The 12,588-nt window shown below is 37.0% G+C and carries 11 protein-coding genes; 9 read left to right on the top strand and 2 right to left on the bottom strand.

What is annotated here, in order from left to right; genetic code table 11:
- The first annotated feature begins 20 nt into the window (after nucleotides 1-20).
- From G9Q29_RS03295 to pruA, 3 genes are all read left to right on the top strand, one after another.
- Nucleotides 21-1,286: a type IX secretion system plug protein gene (locus tag G9Q29_RS03295; RefSeq protein WP_166133243.1), complete on the top strand. Its 1,266-nt coding sequence runs from the start codon at nucleotides 21-23 to the stop codon at nucleotides 1,284-1,286.
- An 81-nt stretch (nucleotides 1,287-1,367) separates the two neighbouring features.
- Nucleotides 1,368-1,754, top strand: a complete 387-nt coding sequence (gene apaG / locus G9Q29_RS03290; protein ID WP_166133241.1) for a Co2+/Mg2+ efflux protein ApaG — start codon at nucleotides 1,368-1,370, stop codon at nucleotides 1,752-1,754.
- Between the two features lie 286 nt (nucleotides 1,755-2,040).
- Nucleotides 2,041-3,669: an L-glutamate gamma-semialdehyde dehydrogenase gene (pruA, locus tag G9Q29_RS03285; RefSeq protein WP_166133239.1), complete on the top strand. Its 1,629-nt coding sequence runs from the start codon at nucleotides 2,041-2,043 to the stop codon at nucleotides 3,667-3,669.
- Between the two features lie 125 nt (nucleotides 3,670-3,794).
- Here the strand turns inward: pruA and rsmG are convergent, their stop codons facing one another.
- A complete protein-coding gene (rsmG, locus tag G9Q29_RS03280) occupies nucleotides 3,795-4,424 on the bottom strand; it encodes a 16S rRNA (guanine(527)-N(7))-methyltransferase RsmG (protein ID WP_166133237.1) in 630 nt (209 codons plus the stop codon).
- A gap of 106 nt (nucleotides 4,425-4,530) precedes the next feature.
- Here rsmG and G9Q29_RS03275 point away from each other — a divergent pair, with 106 nt between their 5' ends.
- The 4 genes from G9Q29_RS03275 (at nucleotide 4,531) to purT (ending at nucleotide 10,629) form a co-directional block, all read left to right on the top strand.
- The gene (locus tag G9Q29_RS03275) at nucleotides 4,531-5,628 is read left to right on the top strand and encodes a fatty acid desaturase family protein (RefSeq protein WP_166133235.1); all 1,098 of its coding nucleotides are present in this window, start codon (nucleotides 4,531-4,533) and stop codon (nucleotides 5,626-5,628) included.
- A 46-nt stretch (nucleotides 5,629-5,674) separates the two neighbouring features.
- Nucleotides 5,675-6,862 carry a pyridoxal phosphate-dependent aminotransferase gene (locus tag G9Q29_RS03270; RefSeq protein ID WP_166133233.1) on the top strand — a complete coding sequence of 396 codons (1,188 nt, stop codon included), beginning with the start codon at nucleotides 5,675-5,677 and terminating at the stop codon, nucleotides 6,860-6,862.
- A gap of 259 nt (nucleotides 6,863-7,121) precedes the next feature.
- A complete protein-coding gene (locus G9Q29_RS03265) occupies nucleotides 7,122-8,990 on the top strand; it encodes a peptidase U32 family protein (RefSeq protein WP_166133231.1) in 1,869 nt (622 codons plus the stop codon).
- A 478-nt stretch (nucleotides 8,991-9,468) separates the two neighbouring features.
- Entirely contained in the window at nucleotides 9,469-10,629 is a 1,161-nt protein-coding gene (purT, locus tag G9Q29_RS03260; protein WP_166133229.1) for a formate-dependent phosphoribosylglycinamide formyltransferase, read from the top strand.
- Nucleotides 10,630-10,857: 228 nt separating this feature from the next.
- On the opposite strand, the gene G9Q29_RS03255 is transcribed toward purT, so the two are convergent.
- Nucleotides 10,858-11,721: an AraC family transcriptional regulator gene (locus tag G9Q29_RS03255; RefSeq protein ID WP_166133227.1), complete on the bottom strand. Its 864-nt coding sequence runs from the start codon at nucleotides 11,719-11,721 to the stop codon at nucleotides 10,858-10,860.
- A 91-nt stretch (nucleotides 11,722-11,812) separates the two neighbouring features.
- Here G9Q29_RS03255 and G9Q29_RS03250 point away from each other — a divergent pair, with 91 nt between their 5' ends.
- Nucleotides 11,813-12,175, top strand: coding sequence for a DUF983 domain-containing protein (locus tag G9Q29_RS03250; protein ID WP_166133225.1), 363 nt, complete (start codon nucleotides 11,813-11,815; stop codon nucleotides 12,173-12,175).
- Nucleotides 12,176-12,211: 36 nt separating this feature from the next.
- On the top strand, nucleotides 12,212-12,541 hold the full coding sequence (locus G9Q29_RS03245) for a DUF6370 family protein (protein ID WP_187038233.1): 330 nt from the start codon (nucleotides 12,212-12,214) through the stop codon (nucleotides 12,539-12,541).
- Nucleotides 12,542-12,588: the final 47 nt, after the last annotated feature.

Raw genomic sequence — 12,588 nt, 5'->3', positions numbered from 1 at the left:
CTTGAACTTATTTCTAAAAAATGTCAAAAATCCGAATACTATATACTACCCTATCCCTTATTTTGTTTGGCAAGTTTGCTCTTTTTGCACAAGTTGAAAAAGAAATTACACCGCCTTTTCATATCAAAACAGTTGCTTTCGTACAAAACGATCAAAACAAAGTGCCAATTTTTCAGCTTGGCGAAGGTTTTCAATTGGAATTTGACGACTTATACGGCAACGAAGCCAACTATTACTACGAAATTGTTCACTGCAATTTTAAATGGGAACCGTCTCCCATTCCTAAAAACGAATACTTACAAGGTTTCGACAACCAACGCATTCAAGATTACAGTAACTCTTTTAACGCATTGCAGCTGTATTCTCATTACAAGTTGTCCATTCCCAATCAATTTACGCAACAGCTTAAAGTAAGCGGTAACTACATACTTAAAATTTTAGACGAAAACCGCGATGTAGTGTTTAGTCGAAAATTCATTTTATTTGAAGACCTAGCCAAAGTACCCATTCAAGTAAAAAGAGCACGAACTGTAAACACTCTAGTTAGCAAACACAATTTAGATTTTAGCGTAAAAAGCAACAGCCTTACGTTTCAAAATCCACTTAAAAATGTCAAAGTAGTTTTGCTACAAAACGGACAATGGCACACAGCAATTCAAAATATAGCGCCGCAATATACGATTGGCAACGATTTGATTTATAAATACGATACCGAAACACAATTCTGGGCAGGAAACGAATTTCTGTTTTTTGAAAATAAAGACATTCGATCTGCTAGCAACAATGTAGCGAGAATCAATGCCAAAACAGACATTTATAGCGCCTACTTATATACTAGTGCCGCTCGTGCCAATACGCCTTACACTTTCATGCAAGATGTCAACGGCGGATTTGTGGTAAACAACCTCAACGCGCAAAAAAACGAAATCGAAGCCGATTATGTTTGGGTATATTTTAGCGTATCTGCACCTACTTTTAGACTCAACAAAAACATTTACGTGACAGGAATGTTCAACAATTACGCCCTTACAGATGAAAATAAAATGGATTACAACCCTGAAAAAGCCATTTATGAAAAAGCCATTTTAATCAAACAAGGGTTTACTAATTTCCAGTACACCATTGCAGACTCTAAAGGAAATATCGATTATGAAAACGCTATTGACGGCAATTTCTTTGAAACAGAAAACGAGTATACCATTCTAGTATATTACCGAGAAGCCATTGACCGTTACGACCGCGTCATCGGAAAAGGAAATGCAAGTTCAGTGAATATCATCAATTAAAAAAACTTTGGCAATAACCATTAAAATAACACTCTTTTTTTGTAAATTTGTCAATAATAAACACATATTCATCCTTTTAATATGGTTTCTCAAATAACAAGAGGCATAAAAATTTCAGTATTAACTAGTTTTGAAGGCACCTACTTCAAAAACTACAAAATTCACTTTGCCTTTAGTTACGTAATTACTATCGAAAATCATAGTAAGGACTCTGTACAACTTATTACTCGTCACTGGGAGATTTCTGACTCGCTTAATGACCTCGAAATTGTTGATGGCGAAGGAGTAATTGGTAAAAAACCAGTCCTTAAACCAGGAGAACAGCACACTTATAGCTCTGGTTGCCTATTATCATCACCGTATGGCGCTATGAAAGGCTATTTCAACATGATCAACTTCACCACCACCCGAAACTTCAAAGTCATGGTTCCTACTTTTAGACTTTGTGCGCCATTTGCATTAAACTAAATCGCATTATCAGGAGCTCATCCTGCTTTTCGCTACAAGTTTTTTTGTGTTAAGCCCTTTTTTATAGTCCTAAAAAGAGCTTCTTGCAGTTGCTTTTTTAGTCCTTAAAAATGAGGCTCTCCACTTCAAAAAGCTTCCCACTTCAATCAGGGCTAAACCTACCATTATACAAAAGTGCACTGTACATAACTTCAAAAAAGTACAAATCTTTAAAGAAACCTTTGTACTTTTGTTTTTAGTTTAAACAACAATACAACACTATTTTTAACCCAATAAAAACATCAATATGTTAAAAGGATTTTTTCACGTACCCAATGCGGTAAACGAACCTGTAAAAAGCTATGCCCCTAATTCGCCAGAACGCGCAGCCGTTTCTGCAGCATACGCTGAAATGTGGAACAACACAGTAGACGTACCCCTTTATATCGGAAACGAAGAAATAAGAACTGGAGATACAAAAAACATGACTGCACCGCACGACCATCAGCATGTGGTTGGTGTGTATCATCAAGCCGAAAAAAAACATATTGAAGCCGCTATTGCCACTGGACTTCAAGCAAAAGAAGCTTGGGCTAATATGGCTTGGGAACAACGCGCTGGAATTTTCTTAAAAGCAGCAGAATTATTGGCTGGACCTTACAGAGCTAAGATCAACGCTGCAACAATGATCGCACAGTCAAAAACAATATACCAAGCAGAAATTGATGCCGCTTGCGAACTTATTGACTTTTTACGTTTCAACGTACAGTACATGACACAAATTTACAACGAGCAACCAAAATCTACTGCTGATATGTGGAACCGCGTTGAATACAGACCTCTTGAAGGATTTGTATACGCCATTACTCCTTTTAACTTTACAGCAATTGCTGGAAACTTACCAACAAGTGCTGCCTTAATGGGGAATGTTGTGGTTTGGAAACCTGCAGCAACTCAAGTGTACTCTGCTAACTTATTGATGCAAATTTTCAAAGAAGCAGGTTTACCAAATGGTGTAATCAACATGGTCATGGGAGACTCAGGAATGATTACCGAAACCTTATTGGCTAGCCGTGATTTAGCTGGAGTTCACTTTACAGGATCTACAGGCGTATTTAATGATATTTGGGCAAAAATTGGTACTAATATCAGCAAATACAAAACATATCCACGTATTGTAGGTGAAACTGGTGGTAAAGATTTCATTATTGCACACCCATCTGCACATTCAAAACAAGTTAGCACAGGAATTTCTCGTGGTGCTTTTGAATACCAAGGTCAAAAATGTAGTGCTGCTTCACGCGTATACATTCCGCAAAGTTTATGGCCAGCTGTACAAGCTGAACTAGAAGCTGATTTGAAATCAATGAAAATGGGGTCGCCACAAGATATGAGCAACTTTATCACTGCGGTAATCTCTGAAGGTTCATTTGATAAATTAGCTAAAGCCATTGACCAAGCCAAAGCTGATAGCGATGCAGAAGTAATTATGGGAGGGAATTATGACAAATCAAAAGGTTACTTTATTGAACCAACTGTTATTTTAACTACCAATCCAAAATACGCTACAATGGAAACCGAACTATTCGGACCAGTTGTGACTATTTATGTTTACGAAGATGCTAAATGGGCAGAAACATTGGAATTAGTAGACACTACATCAGAGTACGCTTTGACAGGAGCTGTTTTCAGTCAAGATCGTTATGCTATTGAAGAAGCTACAGTAAAACTACAAAACGCAGCTGGTAACTTCTACATCAATGATAAGCCAACAGGAGCTATTGTAGGAATGCAACCGTTTGGTGGAGCAAGAGGATCAGGAACGAATGATAAAGCAGGATCTATGCAAAACTTATTGCGTTGGACTTCTGCAAGAACTATCAAAGAAACTTTTGTAACTCCTGTTGATTACAGATACCCGTTTTTAGGAGAGTAATTTCAATCCTATAGTCAAAAGTACTTAAAGTACTTTAGCAAATATAAAAAAGCCGAATCTAAAATTTAGATTCGGCTTTTTTTATCTAATTCTTTCTTTAGACTTTATGACTTTTGACCTTAAGACTAAACCGTAAACTTCAACGGCAAGTGAACTACTTTTTTAGTCTCAAAAAATTCATCCTCAAAATAATCTGCTAAGTTGTACTCGGTAGCTTTTGGGAAATCTTTTAATTCTTCGGTTAAGTCACCTCCTTTTAGGTAGAGGATTCCGTTTTTCAATTCGTGTTTGTGTTGTTTTTTAATTTTTGTTTTTACCCAAGACACAAAATCAGGCATGTTGGTTACGGCGCGACTCACGATAAAATCGAAATCACCTTTTACATTTTCAGCACGCATTTGCTCTGCTTTTACGTTTTTCAACTCTAAACCTTCGGCAACAGCCTGAACCACTTTTATTTTCTTGGCAATAACATCAATCAAATAAAATCTAGTTTCCGGAAAAAGAATCGCCAATGGAATTCCTGGAAATCCACCACCCGTTCCTACATCTAAAACATACGTTCCTGGTTCAAAAGTCATCACTTTGGCAATACCAAGTGAATGTAAAATATGTTTGGTATACAAAGCATCAATATCTTTTCTAGAAATCACATTTATTTTTTGATTCCAATCGTGATACAGCGCATCTAATTTTTGAAACTGTTCGATTTGAATTGGTGTCAAATTAGGAAAACACTTAAGAATCTCGTCCATCTCTTCTTTTTTTTAACAAAAGTAATACTTTACAGTTAAAATATTTATGCCAATTTTGTATATCCAAAAATTTATAATAATTACCTTTGAACTTTATCACAATTATATGAATAACACTGCGCCTACTTTTGCTAAGCAAGATAGCTTGAAATTTTTTAGAACACTTAACTCACGGGTTAACAACTACTTTAAAGAAAACAACATTCAAAAAACAGGAAACTGGAAACTGTATTTAAAAACCATCATTTTATTCACTGTTTTTCTTGCGCCTTACTTTTTAATATTAACACTTGATATGCCATTTTGGGCACACCTTTTATTGACAATTGTCATGGGAATTGGTATGGCGGGCGTTGGAATGAATGTAATGCATGATGGAAATCACGGATCCTATTCGAATAAATCATGGATCAATAAATTCATGGGGGGTACCATTTATGTATTGGCTGGAAACGTGTACAATTGGCAAGTGCAACACAACGTACTACACCACACCTACACGAATATTCCGGGACATGATGAAGATTTAGATGCTGGTCGTGTAATCCGATTTACGAAAGAAGCAAAATGGTATAATTTTCACCGTTTTCAACAGTATTACTCTATTTTCTTGTACGGTTTATTGACTTTCAATTGGGCGATTACGACTGATTTTAAGCAAATGCGTAACTACTTAAAAAGAAAATTATCTTACGGAGAAGCTAAGAGTCCAAAAATATTATGGACTACTTTAATTATTACTAAAGTTATTTATGTTGCTATTTGGATTGCATTACCAATCGTAATTGGAATCACTTGGTGGAAAGTACTGATAGGATTTTTTGTGATGCATTATACTGCTGGTTTGATTTTGAGTGTTGTGTTCCAACTAGCGCATGTGGTAGAGGAAACAATCAATCCTACACCAAACGAATTAGGTGAAATGGACAATACTTGGGCTATTCACCAATTGTTTACCACTACTAATTTCGCACCCAAAAACGCAATCGTAAACTGGTACACAGGTGGTTTGAATCATCAAATTGAGCACCATATTTTCCCAAATATCAGTCACATTCACTACGGGAAAATTGCAAAAATTGTAAAAGAAACGGCGCAAGAGTGCAACTTACCTTACTACGAATACAAAACAATGCGAAGCGCTGTCATTGCTCACTTCAAACATTTGAAAGATTTGGGACAAAACCCAGCAATTACTGCTTAATTCTCAATAGCAGCAAAAGAATAAAACTAACTACAACTATATACTAATGAATCCATTATCCGATAGAATTAACAACTTATCAACTTCGCAAACCCTTGCCATGGCGGCTTTAGCCAGAGAATTAAAAGCACAAGGAAAAGACATTATTAGCCTTAGCCTTGGTGAACCTGATTTTAATACTCCTGATTTTATCAAAGAAGCAGCAAAACGCGCCATAGACGAAAACTACAGTACGTATTCACCTGTTGAAGGGTACTTAGAGCTTAAGGAGGCGATTTGCAGAAAGTTCAAAAGAGATAATGATTTAGAATATAAACCAACTCAAATTGTAGTTTCTACTGGAGCTAAACAATCATTGTACAACATAGCTCAAGTAATGTTGAATGACGGTGACGAAGTAATTTTGCCAGCTCCGTATTGGGTATCGTATTTCGAAATTGTAAAATTATCAGGTGGAGTTCCTGTTGAAGTTCCTACATCTGTAGAAACCGATTTCAAAATCACTCCAGAACAATTAGAAGCAGCAATCACTCCGAAAACTAAAATGATGTGGTTCTCCTCACCATGTAACCCATCAGGATCTGTTTACAGCCGTGAAGAATTAACGGCGCTTGCGGCAGTTTTAGAAAAATATCCAAACATTTACGTAGTTGCTGACGAAATTTACGAGCACATCAATTTTTCAGGAACTTTTTGCAGTATTGCATCCATCCCAGGAATGCTCGAAAGAACAATCACTGTAAACGGAGTTGCCAAAGCTTTTGCCATGACAGGTTGGAGAATAGGTTATATTGGAGCACCTGAATTTATTGCCAAAGCGTGTACTAAAATCCAAGGTCAAGTTACCTCAGGAGCCAATTCTATCGCACAACGCGCTACTATCACTGCTCTTGACGCTGACCCAAGTGTATTGAAAGAGATGGTGAATGCTTTTCATAGTCGCAGAGACTTAGTTGTAGGGCTGCTAAAAGAAATTCCGGGAGTAAAAATCAATGTCCCTGAAGGTGCTTTTTATGTATTCCCAGATGTGTCTTCGTTTTTTGGAAAAACATTAAACGGAACCGAAATTAAAGACGCCAATGATGTATCGATGTATCTTTTGGCGCAAGCCAATGTAGCTACCGTTACTGGAGACGCATTTGGAAACCCAAACTGTATTCGTTTTTCATACGCCACAAGCGAGGCCCTTTTAACCGAAGCGCTGTCTCGCATCAAAAATGCATTAACGGTTTAATACCTATACGCACATACCTAAAAGCCTCTTGATCAAACAAGAGGCTTTATTATTTAAAGCCAAAATCAACGCCAAATGAGAGCAAATTTTCAAACATCATTTGTATTGTATAACTTATGAGCTTACGGCAAAAGATAAAATCCAAAAAATACGGTTTTGAATTAGAAATCTTGAATAATTTATTAGACCTTTGCACACTTTTTTCGGCGAAAGCCCAAAAATCTAATGTTTTAGCAATTAACCCATTATCATCCCAAAGATGAAAAAGAAAATAGAAATCCTCGCACCCGCCAAAGACCTCATTCACGGTATGGCAGCTATTAACGCAGGTGCTGATGCTGTATATATTGGTGCTCCGCAATTTGGCGCACGCTCAAATGCAACCAACTCTATCGAAGATGTGGCGGCTTTAGTAAAGTACGCACACCTTTTTAACGCACAAGTTTTTGTGGTTATCAACACGATCTTGTACGATAACGAGCTAGAAACTTGCCGCCAGATGATTTGGCAATTGTATGATATTAAAGTTGATGCTTTAATTGTACAAGACATGGCCATCATGGAGATGGACTTACCTCCTATTGTATTGCACGCTAGTACACAAGCCAACAACCGTGATCCTCATAAAATTAAATTTTTGAAAGATGCCGGAATGAAACGCGTCGTTTTGGCTCGTGAATTAAATTTACACCAAATCAAAGAAATCGCAGATACGGCTGATGTTGAATTAGAATTCTTTGTAACCGGAGCGCTTTGTGTGTCGTTCAGCGGAAACTGTTATATGAGTGTGGCCAATGGCGAACGCTCTGCTAACCGTGGTTCCTGCGCTCAAAACTGCCGTTTACCGTACAACTTAATCGATGGTAATGGCGACACTTTAATCAAGAACAGTCACTTACTTTCGATTAAAGATTTTGATGTTTCGGATCAAATTCCAAATCTTGTAGAAGCCGGCGTGATGTCCTTTAAAATCGAAGGGCGTTTAAAAGATATCGTTTATGTAAAAAATAACGTTTCGTATTTACGTCAAAAATTAGATGCTTTCTTGGAAGGGAATGAAAACTACACCAAAGCTTCTTCTGGAAAATGTACCTACACTTTTGACTCAGCTTTGAACAAAAGTTTCAACCGTGGATACACCGATTATTTTGTAAACGAAAGACACCAATCTATCGGTTCTTGGGAAAGTCCAAAATCAAAAGGGCAATACATCGGGAAACTAATTCGCACTGTGGGCAACGCTTATGAAATAGAAAACGGCGAATTACTCAACAACGGCGACGGTTTGTGTTACATCAATGAAAATAATGAAGCTGACGGAATTTATGTAAACAAAGTCGAAAACGGCTTGGCTTACCCAAATGTTTTAAAAGAACTAAAAGAAGGCACTTTTATATACCGTAACAACGACGCGGCTTTTATCAAAATTGTAGAACGTGAAGACAGTGCGGTTCGTAAAATAAGCACCACTTTGCACCTAAACGAAACCGAAAATGGTTTTGAGCTAACTGCTACTGACGAAGATGGTAATGTGAGTACGGTTCAATTGGCGCATCCAAAAGAAAGAACCAAGAACAACGAGTCGATTGAAGAAAACTTTAAAATTAACTTGGCCAAAACGGGTTTCACACCTTACACAGCTGATGAAATTACAATTGCTTTTTCTGAAAATTGGTTCTTACCAATATCTAAAATCAACGAAATGCGAAGAACGGTCTACGAACAACTTTCGGAAACTCGTTTGGCTAATTACAAAGTTGAGGAACACCAATTGGTTAAAACATCGCATCCTTATCCTGAGACAAAACTGGATTTTATGTACAATGTTTCGAACAAACTGGCACGTAAATTCTACGAACGTCATGGCGTTACCGAAATCGAAAAAGCTTTTGAATTGCAATGGGATCCTGGAAAATCACGTGTAATGACTACCAAATATTGCATCAAATATGAGTTGGAACGTTGCCCGAAATACCATCGTGAAAATATGGACAAGAAGGTAAAAGAACCTTTGGTATTAAAACAAGGCGAATTAGAATACAAACTCAAATTCAATTGCAAACCCTGCGAAATGGAAATTTGGGAAAAAGACGCTGAATTCGAAATTGAAGAAGATCACTTTCATTAGATCTTAACCGCAAAGGGCTCAAAGCTTACGCAAGGTTCGCAAAGATTTTTTCATAAGGTCTTTGCGAACCTTTTTTAATTAACACCAACGCCTTGTTCTCTTGGCGTAAATCCTCGCGAACTTTGTAGTTAAAAACATTTTTTGTTACTTTTCAGGCGATTAAACCTTGATATCAAAGTTCAAAAGAGATTTCACACGAATGTCTTTGTGAACCTTTTCTAATTCACCACAAAGCCTTGAGCTCTTCGCGTAAATCCTCGCAGACTTTGCGGTTAAAAATATTTTAATTACTTTTCAGGCGATTAAACTGTGATATCAAAGTTCAAAAGAGATTTCACACGAAAGTCTTTGTGAACCTTTTTTAATTCACCACAAAGCCTTGCGCTCTTCGCGTAACTCCTAGCGAACTTTGCGGTTAAAAACATTTTTAACTACTTTTACTATTCTAAAAACCCACAACTATACAACAAACTTCAAAATGAAAATACTACTCCTCGGCTCTGGTGAATTAGGTAAAGAATTTGTAATCGCTGCACAACGCATTGGGCAAACTGTAATTGCAGTAGACAGTTATGAAAATGCCCCTGCTATGCAAGTAGCGCACGGTTTTGAAGTCATCAATATGCTCGATGGCGAGGCATTAGACCGCATCGTTGCCAAACACCAACCCGATTTTATCGTTCCTGAAATAGAAGCTATTCGCACAGAACGTTTTTATGATTACGAAAAACAAGGTATTACCGTAGTACCATCCGCAAAAGCAGCCAACTTTACGATGAATCGTAAAGCCATTCGTGATTTGGCCGCCAAAGAACTTGGGCTAAAAACGGCCAACTATCGTTACGCCACCACCGCCGAAGAATTGACAAAAGCGGTAGCCGAAGTCGGAATGCCATGCGTGGTAAAACCATTGATGTCTTCTTCTGGAAAAGGACAATCAACCATAAAAACGGAATCTGATATCGAAAAAGCCTGGCAATACGCTGTTGATGGTTCTCGCGGAGATGTGGTAGAAGTAATTGTTGAAGCCTTTGTCAAATTCAATTCGGAGATTACCTTATTGACTGTCACGCAAAATAATAATCCTACGCTTTTCTGCGCCCCAATTGGTCATAGACAAGAACGTGGTGATTATCAGGAAAGCTGGCAACCTGCCCTGATATCCGACAAAGATTTATACGAAGCCCAAGATATGGCCGAAAAAGTTACCGAAGCTTTGGGAGGCGCAGGACTTTTTGGAGTCGAATTTTTCTTGGCAGATGATGGTGTTTATTTCTCAGAATTATCGCCAAGACCACATGATACTGGAATGGTAACTTTGGCGGGAACGCAAAACTTTAACGAATTCGAATTGCATTTACGTGCCATTTTAAGTTTACCTATTTTTGAAATTAAGTTAGAAAAAGTAGGTGCTAGTGCTGTGATTCTAGCATCTGAAAACTCTGAAAATCCTAGTTTTACAGGAATAGAAAAAATTGCTGCTTTGCCCAAAACTGATTTTAGAATTTTTGGCAAACCCACTTCAAGACCTTATCGACGCATGGGTGTAGCTTTGGTAAATGATAGTCTTGAAACACCTATTGAAACGGTTGTAGAAAAAGCGGAGAAAGCGGCAGCACAAATAACGGTTCACCCATAAGTGCATACATTAAAACGTAAGACATAAAATCTAAATTTTTGCCAATATGAAATTTAAAAACATCCTACTCTTGCTATCTAGTTGCGCGCTAATGATAAACAGTACTTTATTAATCCTTGAAGTGACTTTTATAAAGCCTAATTATTTATATTTCACTAATACTGTTTGCAGTTTGTGTATTATTTATGTGGTGCTAACAAAGAAAAAACAAAGCATTTCCACCAAAAACTAATTTTTGGTGGTTCTAAAATGGCTAGGTGTCAATCCTGTATGTTTCTTGAACAATCGGGTAAAATAGGAGTAATCTTCATATCCTAAACGTAATGCGATTTCGTTTACCGTAAAATCTTTGTCAAACAGCATTCGTTTGGCCTCGAGTATAACTCTGTCCGTGATCACTTCGGTGGTGGTTTTTTGGAGTCTTTCGTTGCAAATTCTATTTAAATGTTTCAGTGTTATGTGAAGCTGGGCTGCGTAAAAAGAAGGCGCTTTCTCTGTCTTGTAATGCTTTTCTAACTCCGTTTCAAAAGCTTTAATTTTTACATTATAAGCATGTGCTTGATGCAAATTCGATTTTTGATACTTACGAGCAATTTGAATATGAATGCAGTCCAAAAGATTCAAAATATAATCCTTTTGCCAAGGCTGAGTATACTGTGATTCCTCGATAAGTCTTTCAAAATAGGGCACAATGGCAAGACTTTCGGCAGTTTGCAAAACAAGCTCGGGTTTATTATCCACAGCAGAATAAAAAGGATAGTCGGCAATATCTTTTTGTCCAAAGTAAAGATTGTAAAATTCCTGAGAGTAAAAAACAACATATCCTTCGACATCCTCGGATAAATGCCAATGGTGAATTTGTCCAGGTTGCATAAAAAACATACTTCCCGGCTGAATGTCAAAAACATCAAAATCAATTTCATGCGTTCCAGAGCCTTGTGTAAAAAACACTAAAACATAAGAGTTATGACGGTGTGGCTCCTCTACAAAACTATGCGTAATTAAATGATTTTTAAAGGTATTGATATACAAATTACTATTGACTGCATTGCAATTAAACCGCTGAATATTGTAAATGGGATACTTCGCCATGATTTCTAAATGTCTTTATTGTCCTAGAAGTAGCGAAGATAGAAAATACTATGCATAGCAATAAGAAATACCTTTGATAAAAATAAATATCATGTCACACGCTATCGCTCATATTCTAAATAATGATTGTCCTCAGTGTCAAAAAGGAAAAGTTTTTAATGAAAAAAATATCTTTTTTAATTTTGGTTTCCCTAAAATGAACGAGTACTGCTCTCATTGTCATTACAAATTTGAGAAAGAACCTGGCTATTTTTTTGGAGCTATGTACGTCAATTATGGTCTAACGGTAGCGCAAGGAATTGCAACTTATGTGTTAGCCCAATTTTTTTTCAAAGAGACTTTTGATTTAAGAATCATTCCTATTATTGCTTTTGTAATTATCAGCTTATCTTCTTTTAACATCCGATTATCAAGACTGTTGTGGATTTACATGTTCAAAAACTATTCGATGTAAAAAACCGGTATCTTTGTTTTTTATAACTCTATTACCATGAAAAAAATACTTTGTTTAGCATTTATAATTGTAGCTACCCTTGCCAATGCTCAGGATAAAAAAGAAAACCAAAAAGCTAAAATTGTTGAAGCCTCTTGTGGACAATGTCAATTTGGAATGACCGGACACGGATGCGATTTAGCCGTTCGCATAGACGGAAAATCTTATTTTGTGGATGGTAGCTCGATCGATTCCCACGGTGATGCACATGCCAAAGATGGGTTTTGTTCTGCTATTAGAAAAGCATCTGTACAAGGAAAAGTGGTAAATAATCGTTTTAAAGCAACTGCCTTTACCCTTTTGCCAAAAGAGAAAAAGAAATCCTAAAAAAAACACCCCAAAGAGTCGTGAACTTTTTGGGGTGTTTTTTTTTT

This window comes from Flavobacterium turcicum (genome assembly GCF_011365745.1).
In the GTDB taxonomy this organism is placed as follows: domain Bacteria; phylum Bacteroidota; class Bacteroidia; order Flavobacteriales; family Flavobacteriaceae; genus Flavobacterium; species Flavobacterium turcicum.
Note: the sequence above shows the minus strand (reverse complement) of the source record. Positions and strands in the feature narration are given on the sequence as shown.